Origin of the sequence: Natrinema gari JCM 14663 (genome assembly GCF_000337175.1) — an archaeon.
Taxonomy (GTDB): domain Archaea; phylum Halobacteriota; class Halobacteria; order Halobacteriales; family Natrialbaceae; genus Natrinema; species Natrinema gari.
In genome coordinates, this window is record NZ_AOIJ01000053.1 from 17,836 (window position 1) to 33,239 (window position 15,404).

At 67.2% G+C, this 15,404-nt stretch carries 15 protein-coding genes; 12 read left to right on the top strand and 3 right to left on the bottom strand.

Translation table 11 applies throughout. The features are described from left to right. Nucleotides 1–59: 59 nt before the first annotated feature. On the top strand, nt 60–1,004 hold the full coding sequence (locus tag C486_RS12000; RefSeq protein WP_008456470.1) for a cation diffusion facilitator family transporter: 945 nt from the start codon (nt 60–62) through the stop codon (nt 1,002–1,004). 18 nt (nt 1,005–1,022) lie between these two features. Here the strand turns inward: C486_RS12000 and C486_RS12005 are convergent, their stop codons facing one another. Then, nucleotides 1,023–1,433 (bottom strand): hypothetical protein, encoded by a 411-nt coding sequence (locus C486_RS12005; protein ID WP_008456472.1) that lies wholly within the window; start codon nt 1,431–1,433, stop codon nt 1,023–1,025. 145 nt (nt 1,434–1,578) lie between these two features. Between C486_RS12005 and C486_RS12010 the strand changes: the two genes are divergently transcribed. Continuing rightward, nucleotides 1,579–3,750 carry an ATP-dependent DNA helicase gene (locus tag C486_RS12010; RefSeq protein WP_049910495.1) on the top strand — a complete coding sequence of 724 codons (2,172 nt, stop codon included), beginning with the start codon at nt 1,579–1,581 and terminating at the stop codon, nt 3,748–3,750. A 12-nt stretch (nt 3,751–3,762) separates the two neighbouring features. Here the strand turns inward: C486_RS12010 and C486_RS12015 are convergent, their stop codons facing one another. Together C486_RS12015 and C486_RS12020 are read right to left on the bottom strand one after the other, a co-directional pair. Next, nucleotides 3,763–4,263, bottom strand: a complete 501-nt coding sequence (locus C486_RS12015) for a 2'-5' RNA ligase family protein (RefSeq protein WP_008456488.1) — start codon at nt 4,261–4,263, stop codon at nt 3,763–3,765. 67 nt (nt 4,264–4,330) lie between these two features. Continuing rightward, nucleotides 4,331–4,525 (bottom strand): DUF7554 family protein, encoded by a 195-nt coding sequence (locus C486_RS12020; protein ID WP_008456489.1) that lies wholly within the window; start codon nt 4,523–4,525, stop codon nt 4,331–4,333. Nucleotides 4,526–4,611: 86 nt separating this feature from the next. Between C486_RS12020 and C486_RS12025 the strand changes: the two genes are divergently transcribed. The 10 genes from C486_RS12025 (at nt 4,612) to argF (ending at nt 15,292) form a co-directional block, all read left to right on the top strand. Then, nucleotides 4,612–5,736, top strand: coding sequence for a helix-turn-helix transcriptional regulator (locus C486_RS12025; RefSeq protein ID WP_008456490.1), 1,125 nt, complete (start codon nt 4,612–4,614; stop codon nt 5,734–5,736). Nucleotides 5,737–6,076: 340 nt separating this feature from the next. Continuing rightward, nucleotides 6,077–7,315 (top strand): argininosuccinate synthase, encoded by a 1,239-nt coding sequence (locus C486_RS12030; RefSeq protein WP_008456491.1) that lies wholly within the window; start codon nt 6,077–6,079, stop codon nt 7,313–7,315. 2 nt (nt 7,316–7,317) lie between these two features. After that, entirely contained in the window at nt 7,318–8,856 is a 1,539-nt protein-coding gene (gene argH / locus C486_RS12035; protein WP_008456493.1) for an argininosuccinate lyase, read from the top strand. Between the two features lie 228 nt (nt 8,857–9,084). Then, nucleotides 9,085–9,249 (top strand): lysine biosynthesis protein LysW, encoded by a 165-nt coding sequence (lysW, locus tag C486_RS12040; RefSeq protein ID WP_008456495.1) that lies wholly within the window; start codon nt 9,085–9,087, stop codon nt 9,247–9,249. 2 nt (nt 9,250–9,251) lie between these two features. After that, the gene (gene lysX, locus C486_RS12045) at nt 9,252–10,127 is read left to right on the top strand and encodes a lysine biosynthesis protein LysX (protein ID WP_008456497.1); all 876 of its coding nucleotides are present in this window, start codon (nt 9,252–9,254) and stop codon (nt 10,125–10,127) included. Continuing rightward, entirely contained in the window at nt 10,127–11,203 is a 1,077-nt protein-coding gene (gene argC / locus C486_RS12050; protein WP_008456499.1) for an N-acetyl-gamma-glutamyl-phosphate reductase, read from the top strand. Before lysX ends, argC begins: the two co-directional genes overlap by 1 nt. A 1-nt stretch (nt 11,204) precedes the next feature. Further along, on the top strand, nt 11,205–12,062 hold the full coding sequence (locus tag C486_RS12055) for an acetylglutamate/acetylaminoadipate kinase (protein WP_008456500.1): 858 nt from the start codon (nt 11,205–11,207) through the stop codon (nt 12,060–12,062). Further along, complete coding sequence (locus C486_RS12060) at nt 12,059–13,213, top strand: aspartate aminotransferase family protein (RefSeq protein ID WP_008456502.1); 1,155 nt, start codon at nt 12,059–12,061, stop codon at nt 13,211–13,213. Before C486_RS12055 ends, C486_RS12060 begins: the two co-directional genes overlap by 4 nt. Next, a complete protein-coding gene (locus C486_RS12065) occupies nt 13,210–14,319 on the top strand; it encodes a [LysW]-lysine hydrolase (protein WP_049910497.1) in 1,110 nt (369 codons plus the stop codon). The genes C486_RS12060 and C486_RS12065 overlap by 4 nt, the downstream gene beginning before the upstream one ends. 52 nt (nt 14,320–14,371) lie before the next feature. After that, a complete protein-coding gene (argF, locus tag C486_RS12070) occupies nt 14,372–15,292 on the top strand; it encodes an ornithine carbamoyltransferase (RefSeq protein WP_008456505.1) in 921 nt (306 codons plus the stop codon). Nucleotides 15,293–15,404 lie beyond the last annotated feature (112 nt).

The window sequence follows — 15,404 nt, forward strand, 5'->3', positions numbered from 1 at the left end:
GGCCGAAGTCGATCTAGAGCGGCTTATCCTTTTAGGCCGCCCCTTCGTAGTCGCCGTCGATGGCCAGTAGTACCTCCGTCGTGCTCGCCGCACTGTTCGCGAACGGCGCGATCGCGGTCCTGAAGTTCGGCGGGTTTCTGTTGACCGGGAGCCCAGCGATGCTGTCGGAGACGTATCACTCGATCTCGGACACGGGGAACCAGATCTTCCTGCTGATCGGGATCAAGTACGGCGCACAAGAGGCGACCCGCGAGCATCCGTTCGGTCACGGGAAGGCCCAGTTCTTCTACAGCCTCCTCGTGAGCGTCATGCTCTTCGGCATCGCCGGCTGGGAGAGCGCCCGTCACGGGTACGACGCCCTGACCCACGGCGGCGTCCACCGGGCGAGCGAGGACGTGACGCTGCTTGGACAGACGTTCGATCCGGTCTTCGTCAACTACGCCGTGTTGCTCGGGGCGATCGCGTTCGAGTCCTACGCGTTCTGGAAGGCCTACAAGGGGATCAGCCGCCAGATGGACGAGTACGGCTGGACCACCCTCCGCGAGGCGTTCCGCAAGACCAGCGACGTGACGACCCTGACCGCGCTCACCGAGGACACCATCGCGCTCGCCGGCGCGGGGATCGCCCTCTTCGGCGTGTACCTCACTCGGACGACCGGGAACCCGATGTACGACGCCGCCGCTGCGCTCCTCATCGGACTCATGCTCATGGGATTCGCGATCGCGCTCGCCTGGCAGAACAAGCGGCTCATCCTCGGGGAGAGCCTGCCGAAAGAGGCCGAGGACGAACTCCGAGCGATCGTCGCCGACTGGGACGGCGTCACCGAACTCGTCGACTTCCGAACCGTCTACTTCGGTACCGAGGAGTTGCTCGTTACCGCCGACGTGGCGTTCGAGCCCGATCTCGATGCCGAGACGATCTCCGAGCGCATCACGCGGATCGAACTCGCGCTGATGGAGCACGACGATCAGATCCAGAAGGTCTACATCGAACCCGAGACGTAGCCCCGACCTCCGGCCTCGCTACTCCGCGCGTTTTGCCGCCGTGTCGTCGTAGCCCGCCACGACCGTCGTGCCCGGCGGCCGATCGTTCAACACCGCCGTCACCGTCGTCTCCTCCAGATCGACCGTCGACTCGAGGGGCTCCCAGCCCGCCTCCGTTTCGACGGCGATCGCCACGTCGGTCGGGCTCGCGCCGGCCGGCAGCTTCGAGGGGTCGTAGACGAGCGCGATCCGGACGGCCTCGACTGCTTTCAGTTCCTCGCATACCACGAGGTCGACGGGGTCGCCCAGCGCGTCGACTGGCGGCTCGCGGCCGCTCTTCCGGAGGCCGAACGCGTCGGGAACGACACCGGCCACGAGTTCGACGCGTGCCCCCGCCCGCTCGAGTGTATACTCAGCGACGGTGTTCGAGTCGTATCCGGGAATCGTCATACGGGAGGCAGGTACTCGAGACGGATGACCCTGTAGCGCGCGTTCGCCGGCCGGGTGTCGGCGGGCATCGCCGCCGTCGGTCGTGCACCCGGCCCGACCGAATCGAGACGAATCCTTTTATCGCAGCGCGAACCTATCGTCTCGTGTGTCCGAGACTGCCGGGTACATGCGCTTTTTCCCGTACGACCAGCCGTACGAGAACCAGCGTGAGGCGATGGACCGCATCTATAACTCCCTCCACCAGGGACAGGACGTCCTCTTCGAGGGGGCCTGCGGGACCGGCAAGACGCTCTCGTCGCTGGTCCCCGCCCTCGAGATCGCTCGCGAGCAGGACAAGACGGTCGTCATCACGACCAACGTCCACCAGCAGATGCGCCAGTTCGTCGCCGAGGCCCGCGCGATCACCCGTGAGGAGTCGATTCGGGCGGTCGTCTTCAAGGGCAAAGCGTCGATGTGTCACATCGACGTCGGCTACGAGGAGTGTCAGGCGCTCCGGGACAACACCCGCGCCGTCGTCGACGCCGAGCAGGATCGCGAGCAACTCGAGCGCCGGCAGCGCGAACTGCTCGCGGAGAGTCAGGACGGCGACGGCGCGGCGGCCGACGCCCGCTCGGCGGTGATGGACGAACTCGAGACCATCGAGGAGCGACTCGAGGACCTCGAAGACCAGACCGTCTGTGACTACTACCGAAACAATCTCACGCAGGATACGGACGAGTTCTTCGGCTGGCTCTTCGAGGACGTCCGCACGCCCGACGAGATCTACGAGTACGCCGAGCGCCAGGAACTCTGCGGGTACGAACTCCTCAAGGAGGGGATCGAGGGCGTCGATCTGGTCGTCTGTAACTACCACCACCTGCTGGACTCGACCATTCGAGAGCAGTTCTTCCGGTGGCTGGGTCGCGACCCCGAGGACGTGATCGCCGTCTTCGATGAGGCTCACAACGTCGAGGACGCCGCCCGCGAACACGCGACCCGGACCTGCTCCGAGCGGACGTTCGAGTCGGCACTCGAGGAGTTGGCCGACAGCGACGACCCGCGGGCCGAGGACGCCGCGAACGTCCTCTCGGCGTTTCACCGCGCGCTCGTCGAGACCTACGAGGATTCCTTCGGCTTCGGGGAGCGCGAGGGGATCGGCGAGAACTGGGAGGACGTTTCGATCGCCAACGACGACCGCAAGGACGACCTCACCCTCGAGTTCCTCCAGCGGTATTCGGGTCGGGGAATCGACGACGATCTCGAGGCGGCGATGAAGCTGGGACAAGAGTTAGACGAGGAGTACGAGGAGGCTTACCGGGAGGGCGAGACGGCCACACGGACGGAGTGTCAGACCTTACAGGCCGCGGCCTTCGTCAGCGCGTGGATGACCGAGGGCTCGACGGAGGGACTGTATCCTGTCGTCGCCGTCACGCGAGACGCGGGCACGGACGAAATATACGGTCGTGTGGAACTGTACTCCTGTCTCCCGCGACAGGTGACCGGCCAACTCTTCGACGAGATCTACGCGACCGTCCTGATGAGCGCGACGCTCCAGCCGTTCGAGGTCACCGAGGCCGTGTTGGGTATCGAGGATGCGGTATCGATGGCCTACGGCCTCCAGTTCCCCGAGGACAATCGCCGAACCTTCGCCGTCGAGACGCCGCCGCTTTTCTCCTCGGATCGCGACGACCCCGGGGTCCAGGCGGACGTGACCGAGACGATCCATGACGCCGTGCGGATGACGCCCGGCAACACGCTCGCCTTCTTCCCGAATTACGGCGAGGCGAACCGGTACGCCGACCGACTCGTCGGTCGGACCGACCGGACGGTATACGTGGACGAGCCGGGCCAGTCGGCCGAAGACCTCCGACAGCAGTTCGTCGCGGATGACGGGGCGGTCCTGTGCACCTCGCTGTGGGGGACCCTCGCGGAGGGGGTGAGCTTCGACGGCGACGACGCCCACACGGTGTTGGTCGTCGGCGTCCCCTACCCCCATCTCGACGACCGGGCCGAGGCGGTCCAGGAGGCCTACGACGCGGCCTTCGACGGCACCGAGACGGGCTGGCGCTACGCCGTCGAGTTCCCGACGATCCGCAAGACCAGGCAGGCGCTGGGCCGAGTCATCCGCTCGCCCGAGGAGGTCGGCGTCCGCGCGCTGCTCGACCGACGCTACTCGAGGCGAGCGAAGCCGGACCTCGGCAAGTACAGCGTCAACGGCATCTTCCCCCACGAGGAACGCGAGGAACTGATCGATATCGACCCGGCAAAACTCAAGTTCTCGATGCTCAACTTCTACGGCGGTCACGACGCCTACGACGGCGATCCGCCGGCACCGTAATCCCAACGCGGGTCAGGACGGCAACGAAACGCGGCTCACCGGCAGCTTGTTCGTTCCGTCCCAGAACTCGAGTTCGCCCACCGTCCATCGAATCGGGTCGATCTCGCGGTCGGCCAGCCGGCGTGCGGTCGCGAGGTCGCCGCCGCGGGCCAGCGTCACGTGGGGCACGTAGTCGCCGCCTTCGAGTCCGTCGACGGGGTCGAAGGCCTCGGTGAGAGCGGCGTGAACGTCCTCGAGTCCGGGGCTGTCGACGGCTAAATAGACCACTGGAGCCGACCCGAGCGGCGGGTCTTCGAAGTAGTCGATGCCCGTGATCGTGGCCTCGACGGCGGGGGTGCCCTCGAGCGCGCGGTGGGCTCGGTGTTGAAGCTGTGCGACGTGGTCGGCCTCGCCGAGTCGTTTGAGCAGACAGGAGTGGTCCTCGCGGACGGTCTCGAACCCGATCAGGTCGGGATGGAGCCGGTTCGCGAGCTGCCGGACGCGACCGGGGACCGGAACGTTGACGCTGTACACTTCGGTCGCTGTTGGGCCGAGGCGGCTATCAGTCTGCTGGTCTCACGGGGGCTGATTCGATGCCGGATTAGAGCCGGTCGAGCAGCCAGAGGCCGATCAACACGGCGATCACGAACTGGACGACGAGGGCGAACGGACCGAGCAGGCTCGTGAGACCGTTGATCACCGCGCCGATGATCTCGAGCACGAGCAAGACGGCGACCAGCCCGAGGACGAGTTTCAGCAGGGTCTCGATCTCGAGTTCGCCGCGCGTGTCGAACATACGGCCACGCTTGAGAGACTATTTGAAAAACACGTCGGTACGGCGGTCGGAAAGACCTATTTAGACGGCTCCGGCATGTCATAGTAATGGAGGCGAGGGGGCTGCGGGCCCTACTGTGTGTGCTCGTGGTGGTTGCGTCTTCGATCGCGCTCGTCTCGGCGGCGGCCGGTGCCACGGCGGACGTCGGGACACGGCGAGCGGCGCTGCAGGAATCGCCTGAGGGTGATGCGAACGACACGCCGATGCTTGGCGAGGCGGACCAGACGTATATCGACGTGTTCATCACCGAGAACGGCTCGGCGCGGATGACGGTTGACTACCAGTTCTACCTCGCCGACGAGAACCGGTCGGCCGAGTGGGAGGCGTTGGAGGCGAACGTCTCGAGCGAGACCGACTGGTACGTCGCCGAGGAACGCCGGAGTTGGAATGAGACGCTCTCCAAAGGGGAAAACGCGACCGACCGGGAGATGTCGCTCTCGAACGTCTCGATCACCACGGAGACGACGTCCAGACCGGAGGAGATCGGCCACGCGAAGGTCTCGTTCGAGTGGGCGCACTTCGCACACGTCCAAGTCAACCGGCTCGAGGCGGGCGCTGCGCTCTCCGGCTTTACGCTCACCGACGGGACGACGTTGCAGTTCCGCTGGCCCGAAGAGTACGCCCTTTACGAGAACGAGGGTGCGCTGCAGGTGAAGCCGTCCCCTGACGAGTCGGCCGCCGGATCGGTCGGCTGGGAGGGCGAACGGAACTTCCCCGACGACGAGCCCAGAGTCGTGCTGATACGGGACAGCGACGCGGGGACGGACGAGCCACAGTCCGCGGCGGAACCGTCGATGCCGTGGACGATCGTCACGCTCGCGCTCGCGTTGCTCGCAACCGTCGGCGCAGCCGGCTGGTTGCTCGGTCGCAGACGGTCGGACGGCGAGGCGGCCGTCGCCGAGGACGAGGCCGTCCACCGACCCGACGGCGCGGTCGCCGCCGAGCGGACCGTCCCCGACGGGCCCCCGCCGGAGTTACTGAGCAACGAGGAACGGGTCCTGCGACTGCTCGAGGAACGCGGCGGTCGGGTCAAACAACAGCAGGTCGTCTCGGAACTGGACTGGACCGAGGCCAAGACGAGTCAGGTCGTCGGGGACCTGCGCGAGAACGACGAGATCGAGGTGTTCCGAATCGGTCGGGAGAACGTGCTGACGTTGCCCGACGACGACTAACGGTGTCCCCAGGTGTCGGCCGGCCCTGCCGATTCCGGCCCGGAACCATCGGGTGCGCGAGGTAGCAGGATTTAAGACGATGGGTCCGTATCACTGTACCAATGAGCCGTCTCGCCGGTACCGCGTTCGCCGTTCTCGGTACCGGCGGGTCCGTCGCTCGGCGGCGGCCGCGGCGATTCCGACCGGGCCTTTGAGCCCGTACTATACTACTCCCCCTGTTCCGGTCTGTCTCGCTTCCCCTGAAACTGCAGTATTTCGGGTTAGCAGCATCTCTATCATTAATTTACGGAATTGAAACCAATGAATTTAAGTCCGTCCTGTGGGTTTACTCGAGTACGATATGACCCGCGTGGCACTTGCGTTTTCGGGCGGTCTGGACACGACGGTCTGTGTCCCGCTGCTCGAGGAAGAATACGGATACGATGACGTGATCGGCGTTACCGTCGACGTCGGCCAACCGGCTGAGGAGTTCGACGAAGCCGAAGAAACTGCCGAAGCGCTCGGCCTCGACCACTACGTCGTCGACGCGCGAGCGGAATTCGCGCAACTCTGTCTCGAGAGCGTTCGTGCGAACGCGACCTATCAGGGCTACCCGCTTGGAACGGCGCTCGCCCGTCCCGTGATCGCGGAAGCGATCCTGGAGGTCGCAGAGGAACAGGACTGTACCGGCATCGCCCACGGCTGTACGGGCAAGGGCAACGACCAACTGCGCTTCGAGGCCGTCTGGCGTAGCTCCGACCTCGAAGTCATCGCCCCCGTGCGCGAACTCGGCCTCACCCGCGAGTGGGAGAAAGAGTACGCCGCCGAGAAGGACCTTCCAGTCGAGGGCGGCAGCGGCGGCGACTGGTCGATCGACACCAACATCTGGAGCCGCTCGGTCGAGGGCGACGACCTCGAGGATCCGAACTACGTCCCCTCGACGGAGATCTACGCCTGGACCGAGGACCCCTCCGACGAGACCGAGGAGATCGAGATCACCTTCGAGAACGGCTACCCCGTCGCCGTCGACGGCCAGGAGTACGAGCCGGTCGCACTCATCGAGCACCTCAATGAACTCGCCGGCAGCTACGGTGTCGGCCGCACCGACATGATGGAAGACCGTATGCTCGGGCTGAAGGTCCGCGAGAACTACGAGCACCCCGGCGCGACGACCCTCCTTGCCGCCCACGAGGCCCTCGAGGGGCTCGTCCTCACCCAGGAGGAGCGCCAGTTCAAGCAGCAAATCGACCAGCAGTGGTCCCAGAAGGGCTACGAGGGGTTGATCGACGCGCCGCTCGTGAGCGCGCTCGAGAGCTTCATCGACGAGACCCAGCAGCGCGTGACCGGCACGGTCACGATCCGCTTCGAGGGTGGGCAGGCACGTCCGGTCGCTCGCGACAGCACGTTCGCGGCCTACTCGGCCGAGCACGCCTCATTCGACACCGAGACGGTCGGCAAGATCAAACAGGAAGACGCCACCGGCGTCGCGAAGTACCACGGCTTCCAGCGCCGCCTCGCGAACGAGGCGATCGCGGCCAACGCCGACGACGAGACGGTCGAACTCGCGACCGACGGGAGCGGGACGGGAGACGACCAGTAATCATGACCGAGGAGAGCGCTCACCACGGCGATGAGGCCACAGCCGATGGCGGCGGGCAGTCCGACGAACTGCGATCCTCGTCGGCGTATCGCTCTGACGGCGGCGACGAGGGTGTCGTCCGCCGGGACCGCTTCAGCGGCGGCCCCGCCCGGAGCTTCCTCTCCTCGCTCGCAGCGGACGACCGGATCTTCGAGGCCGACCTCGAGGTCGACCGCGCACACACGGTCATGCTCGCCGAGCAGGGCATCATCGACGACGACGTGGCCGGGGAGATCCTGACCGCCCTCGACGCGATCGAAGTCGACGGCCACGGCTCCTTGCCCGACGGCGAGGACGTCCACGAGGCCATCGAGACCGCAGTCATCCAGCGCAGCGGCGCGGACGGCGGGAAGATGCACACCGCACGGTCGCGCAACGACGAGGTCGCGGCCTGCATCCGCTATCGCCTGCGCGAGGACGTTCTCGAGGCAATCGAGACCACGCTCGCGCTGCGCGAGTCGCTCGTCGACGTCGCCGACGCCCACACCGAGACGATCATGCCCGGCTACACCCACCTCCAGCCCGCCCAGCCGACCACCGTAGCCCACTGGGCGCTGGCCTACGAGGGCGCGGTTCGCCGCGACACCGAACGGCTGCTCGGGTCCTACGGCCGGATCAACCAGTCGCCGCTGGGCGGCGCGGCGTTCGCGGGCACGACCTTCGACATCGACCGCGAGCGCGTCGCCGACCTGCTGGGCTTCGACGGGCTGGTGGTAAATTCGATGGACGCCGCCTCGAGCCGGGATTTCCTGCTCGAGGCGACCCAGGCGCTGTCGACCCACGCCACGACGCTGTCGGGGCTGGCGGAGGACGTCATCATCTTCGCGAACCGCGGGTTCGTCGATCTCTCGGACGACTACTCCTCGACGTCGTCGATCATGCCCCAGAAGAAGAACCCGGACACGCTGGAACTGGTCCGCGCGGTCGCGGGCGATGCAGCCAGCGGCGTTCAGGGGCTGACGACGACGTTGAAGGGGCTGCCCCGCGCGTACAACCGCGACCTCCAGCGGGCGACGACCCACGCCTGGGAGACCGTCGACGCGGTCACCGAGGCCAGCGAGGTCGCGGCAGGTGCGGTGGCGACGGCCGACTGGAACGAGGCGGCCCTCGCCGCGGCGGCCGGCGACGGCTTCTCCACGGCGACCGGCGTCGCGGACCTACTGGCGGCCAACGGGGTACCGTTCCGGACGGCGCACGAACTCGTGGCGCTCGCGGCCGACGACGGTGCCGACTACGACGCCCTCGAGGCCGCCGCTCAGGACGTTCTCGGCGAATCGCTCGCGGCCCACGTCGAACCCGCGGCCGTCGAAACGGCGCTCGAACCGGCCGAAAGCGTCGCGAGCCGCGACTCGCAGGGCGGCCCCGCGCCCGACGCGGTCGCGCCCCAGATCGAGTCGGCTCGCGAGTCGCTCGCGGCCGACGAGGAGTCGCGTGCAGCCGCGATCGACGCGCTCGAGACGGCACGCGAGGCGCTCCGGTCGGAGGTGAACGGCTATGTCTGAGGGCGGCTGTCGCCTGTCCGGTACGGGTCGACGGGCGACGCCACACGCCGCCGTTCGGCCGGGTCGGCGGCGATCCCCGCGGGGGGACAAAATACTGAATACATGATATGGGGAACGAAAATCGTGGTCTATTGGGCGTGAGGCTCCATTAGAGTGGCGTGTAGATAGTATAATCTTTCTGGTAGGTTCGAAGGATTTAAGGTATCCCGGAACACACATGGGAGTACAATGACCGAATGCGTCGAGTGTGGGGCCGAAGTGTCCCTGCACGACGATTTGGAAGTGGGAGAGATCATCGACTGTACGACCTGTGGAGCCGAGTTGGAGGTCGTCGACACGGAGCCGCCAGTCCTCGATCGAGCCCCCGAGCTCGAAGAGGACTGGGGTGAGTGACCTTGCACGTAGGACTCCTCTACTCACGGATCCGCAAGGACGAGAAGCTCCTCCTCACCGAGCTTCGCGAGCGTGACCACGAGGTCACGAAGATCGACGTCCGCAAACAGACCTTCGACATCTCGGCGGCTCCCGCGGCGTTCGACGGCCTCGATATCGTCGTCGATCGCTGTCTCGCCACGAGCCGGAGCCTGTACGCCACGCAGTTCTTCGAGGCCTACGGCATCCCCGTGGTCAACAGCCACGAGACCGCCGATATCTGCGCTGACAAGGTGCAAAACAGCCTCGCCCTCGAGAAGGCGGGCGTGCCCACCCCCGCAACGAAGGTCGCGTTCACCAAAGAGACCGCGATGGAGGCCATCGAGGAGTTCGGCTATCCGTGCGTGCTCAAACCCGTCGTTGGGTCCTGGGGCCGGCTGATGGCCAAGATCGACTCCGAGTCGGCCGCGGAGGCCATTCTCGAGCACAAGGCGACGCTTGGCCACTACGAGCACAAGGTGTTCTACGTCCAGGAGTTCGTGGAGAAGCCCGGGCGTGACATCCGCGTGCTCGCGACCGACGGCGAACCCATCGCCGCGATGGTCCGCTCGTCGGACCACTGGATCACCAACGCCGCGAAGGGTGCGGAGACGGATGTCTTCGAACTCGATGACGAGGCGCTGGCACTCGTTCGGAAGGCCAGCGACGCCGTCGGCGGCGGCCTGTTGGGCATCGACCTGATGGAAATCGGCGATTCGTATACGGTCCACGAGGTCAATCACACCGTCGAGTTCAAGGCCCTCGACGACGCCGTCGAGACGGACATCGCGGCCACCGTCGTCGACTGGCTCGAGGGGAAAGCCGACGCGGCCGCCGACGAACTCGAGGTGACCGCCTGATGGCGGTCGGGACCGAGACCGGTGCGGACGCAAACGCCGAGACGGTCACCGCGAGCGTCGTCGGCGGCTCCGGCTTCACGGGCGGCGAACTGCTCCGCTTGCTCGCGGGCCACCCGAACGTCGCGATCAGCGAGGTCACGAGCCGGTCGAAGGCCGGCAAGAGCGTCGGCTCCGTTCACCCGCCGCTGCGCGGGTCGGACCTGCGCTTTACCGAGCCCGACGACCTCGAGTCCGTCGACGTGCTCTTCGCGGCGACGCCACACGGCGTCTCCATGGGCCGGATCGACGAGTTCTTCGAGGTGGCGGACACGGTCGTCGACCTCTCGGCGGACTTCCGCCTCGAGAGCGAGGCGCAGTACGACGAGTGGTACGACGGCCACGAGGCACCCGAGTACCTCGAAACGGCCGAATATGCCCTTCCCGAGATCAACCGCGACGGGCTCGAGGGTGCCGAGCTGATCGCCGGCGGCGGCTGTAACGCCACCGCGACGATCCTCGGGCTCTATCCGCTGTTCGAGCACGGGCTTCTGGAGGGCGGCGAGCGGATCGTCGTCGACGTGAAGGTCGGCTCTTCCGAGGGCGGCGCGGGCGGCGGCGAGGCCTCGAGCCACCCCGAGCGCTCGGGGGTCGTGCGTCCGTACGCGCCGACGGGCCACCGCCACGAGGCCGAAATCGAACAGTTCCTCGGTACGTCGGTCGCGTTCACCTGCCACGCCGTGGACATGGTCCGCGGTGCCAGCGCGACGAGCCACGTCTTCCCCTCGAGTCCGGTCTCGAAGGGCGACCTCTGGCAGGCCTATCGGGGCTGCTACGAGGACGAGCCGTTCGTCCGGATGGCCGCCGGCGGCTCCGGCGTCTACCGCTATCCCGAACCGAAGGCGGTCGCCGGGACGAACCTCGCCGAGGTCGGCTTCGAACTCGACCCGTCGAACGAGCGCATCGTCGTCTTCTCGGCGATCGACAACATGATGAAAGGCTCCGCGGGGCAGGCGGTCCACGCCGCCAACGTCGCGCTGGGGCTCGCGGAGACGGCCGGACTCGAGTTTACGGGGCTCCACCCCGTGGGGGCACCCTAACATGACGACCGTCGTGAAGATCGGCGGCGCACGCGCCGTCGACCCTGACGGTGCCCTCGCGGACGTCGCGCGCCTCGTCGAGGACGGCGAAGACGTGGTCCTCACGCACGGCGGGTCGACCGCCGTCGACGAAACGCTCGCGGAACTCGGCGAGGAGCCGACCTACGTCGAAACGCCCGGCGGCGTCGTCGGTCGTTTCACCGACGAGCGCACCATGGAGGTCTTCAAGATGGTGATGCCAGGCAAGCTCAACACCGATCTGGTCGAGCGCCTGCACAACGAGGGCGTAAACGCCGTCGGCCTCTCCGGCACGGACGGCAAACTGCTCGAGGGCAAACGCAAGTCCGCTGTCCGCGTGAAGGAGGACGGTAAGAAGAAGATCAAACGCGGCGACCACTCCGGTACGATCGAGTCGGTCAATGCCGACCTGCTCGAGACGACCCTCGCGGGCGGCTACACGCCCGTCGTCTCCGTTCCGGTTCTCGGAACGGAGCAATCCGGCGGCTACACCGCGGTCAACGCCGATGCCGACCGCGCCGCGGCCGCGATCGCCGGCGCGCTCGAGGCCGATCTCGTCGTGCTGACGGACGTCTCGGGGATCTACGAGGACCCCGACGACGAATCGACCAAGATCGACGCAGCCGCGACGCCCGAGGAGTTCGCGGCCGTCGAGGACGCCGCTGAAGGGTTCATGACGAAGAAGGTCATGGCCGCCGCGGAGGCCCTCGAGGGCGGAGCCGCGTCGGTAACCGTCGCAAGCGCCAACGCCGACGAACCGATCACGAGCGCGCTGGAAGGCGAGGGCACGACGCTCGAGCCCGGTGTGCTCGCGGACGACGGCGAGGAGGTGGCCCAATGAGCGACCTCGATTTCGTTTCCGGGAGCAAGCCGATCGGTCTCGAGCGCGGTGAGGGGGCGTTCCTCTATACCGCCGACGGTACGGAATATCTGGACGCCGGCGCGAGCTACGCCTGTACCCCGCTGGGCCACTCTCACCCGGCGGTCGTCGAGGCCGTTCAGGAACAGGTCGGCGACCTAACGTTCGTCGACTCCTCCTATCCCGTCGCGGCCCGCGAGAACGCCTATGCCTCGCTCGTCGCGGCCGCGCCCGACGGCCTCGAGAGTGCCTGGTTCTGTAACTCCGGGACCGAGGCCAACGAGGCCGCCCTGAAGTTCGCGCGGTCGGCGACCGGCGAGTCGAAGATCGTCGCCGCGACCCGCTCGTTCCACGGGCGGACGATGGGGTCGCTCGCCGCCACCTGGAAGGACAAGTACAAGAAGCCCTACGAGCCCCTGGCCGGCGATGTCGAGTTCGTCCCCTACGGCGACGGCCAGGAGCTCGCCGACGCCGTCGACGACGAGACCGCGGCCGTGATCCTCGAGCCGATCCAGGGCGAGGGTGGGATCAACGTCCCGTCGACGGGGTATCTCGAAACCGCCCGCGAACTGACCGCGGACGCCGGCGCGGCGCTCGTCTTGGACGAGGTCCAGACCGGCATGGGTCGTACCGGCGAGATGTGGGCCTGTCAGCACGCGGGCGTCACGCCCGACGTCCTGACGACGGCGAAGGGGCTTGGCAACGGCCTGCCCGTCGGCGCGGTCGCGGTCCAAGACTGGATCGCCGACGGCGCGGCCTCGCACAACGCCACGTTCAGCGGCGGCCCCGTCGTCGCCGCGGCGGTCCACGCGACCGTCTCGACGCTGCTCGAGGAGGCGTGGCCCGCCCACGCCGCCACCCTCGGTGACTTCCTCGTGACCGAACTCGAGGCAGCGCTGGGCGATGTGGTCCGCGAGGTCCGCGGCCGCGGTCTCCTCGTCGGCATCGAGTTGAAACGCGGGGCGAACCGGGTCGCCCGCGATCTGGCGATGAACCAGCAGGTCCTCGCGTTGCCTGCTGGCCGGACCGTGCTGCGGCTGTTGCCGCCGCTCGTGATCGACGAGGCCGACGCGGAGCATCTCGTGGACGCGCTGACAGCGACCATCGCACCCGAGACCGACTCCGACGCATGAGTGCAACCATGGAAGACACCACCGATGTCTCGCTCGAGGCGGCCCGCGACCTCCTGATCGATCTCGTCGCCACACCGTCGCCGTCCGGCGAAGAGGAGGCCGCTGCCGAGCGCCTTGTCGAGTTCTTCGACGCCTACGGTCGCGAGGCGTGGACCGACGCGGTCGGCAACGTTCGCGCCCCGGCGGACGACGCCGTCCTCCTGACATCACACGTCGATACCGTCCCCGGCGAGATTCCGGTCCGCGTCGACGCTGCGGACGCCGCGGACGAGGACGCCGGAATCGCCACCGCGGGGGCGGAACTCCTCTGGGGGAGAGGCAGCGTCGACGCGACGGGGCCGCTGGCGGCGATGGCCGTCGCGGCCGTCCGGACCGGCGTCTCCTTCGTCGGCGTCGTCCAGGAGGAGACGAGTTCCATGGGTGCCCGCCACCTCGTGGCCGACCGGGAGGCCGAACCCGACGCCGTCGTCAACGGCGAGCCAAGCGGCGCGACGGGCATCACGCTCGGCTACCGTGGTTTCCTCAACGGGACGTACGTCGCGACCAGCGAATCGGGCCACACCTCCCGGCCCGAACCCAACGCCATCCAGCACGCGACGAACTGGTGGACGGGCGTCGAAGCCGCGTTCGAACAGGACGACGACGCGCCCGTCTTCGAGCGCGTGACCGCCAAACCCGTCGCTATCGACGGCGGGATCACCGAGGACGGCCTTTCCGTGGAAGCGGCCCTCGAGGCCCAGTTGCGGGTTCCCCCGTCGATGGATATCGAGACGGTCCGCGAGACGGCCGAGGCGGAACTCGAGATCGGGACCGTCTCCTGGGACGAGCCGATCCCGCCGGTGATGGAGAGTCCCCGTACCGAAGTCGCCCGCGCGTTCCGGGCGGCCATCCGCGCGGAGGACGGCGAGCCGCGCTTGCTTCGCAAGACCGGGACCAGCGACATGAACCTCTACGCCGACGCCTGGGACTGTCCCATGGTGACCTACGGCCCCGGCAACTCCGAACTCGACCACGCGCCTGACGAACGCCTCTCGTTGCCGGAGTTCGATCAGTCGATCGCGGTCTTAGAGCGGGTCGCGACGACGCTTCGCGAGGACGACGAATGACGGCGGCGAAGACACTGACAGCAGCACAACCACAGACACGCAGTGATCAGCCATGACGACCGATTCCGATCCGACACACTTCCTCGACATCGACGATGTCTCGCACGACGACCTCCTGACGATCCTCGAGCAGGCCGGCGAGTACAAGCGCGCCCAGCGGGCGGGCGAGGAGCACGCCGACCTCGACGGGCGGACCCTCGGGATGATCTTCCAAAAACCGAGCACGCGGACTCGCGTCTCCTTCGAGACGGGCATGACCCAACTCGGCGGCCACGCCGTCTTCCTCGGCGAAGACGACATCCAACTCGGCCGCGGCGAGCCGCTGAAGGACACCGCACGGACCCTCTCGCGGTACGTCGACGCGGTGATGGCCCGCGTGTTCAAACACGAGAACGCTGAGGTGCTCGCGGAGTACTCGTCAGTACCGATCGTCAACGGCCTCACCGACGACGCTCACCCCTGCCAGACGCTCGCGGATCTGCTGACGATTCGGGAACACATGGGTGGGCTCGAGGACGTCTCGGCGGTCTGGATCGGCGACGGCAACAACGTCGCGCAGTCGTTCGCGCTCGGCGCGGCGCTGACCGGTATCGACCTGACGGTCGCGACGCCCCCGGGCTACGGGATCGACGACGCTGTCCTCAATCGCGCGCGGAACCTGGGTGGCGATCCGACGCTCACGACCGATCCCGTCGCGGCGGTCAGCGACGCCGACATCATCTACACGGACGTCTGGATCAGTATGGGACAGGAGGACGAACGCGATGTCCGTATGAACGACTTCGAGGGCTTCCAGGTGTGTTCAGACCTGCTCGAGCACGCCCCCGAGGCGTCGGTGATGCACTGTCTGCCGGCCCATCGCGGCGAGGAGATCACCGATGCGGTCATCGAAGGCGACCGTTCGATCGTCTTCGATCAGGCCGAGAATCGGCTTCACGCCCAGAAGGCGTTGCTGAGTTGGGTGCTCGAGTGAGCCCGCCGGCCCGACGGGAGCGGGCCACGCTACGGGACGGTTCTACCCGCGATACGTGGACAGTCGCGGGACGACGGCGGCGTAGACGCTGTCTCTTATACACATCTCTGAT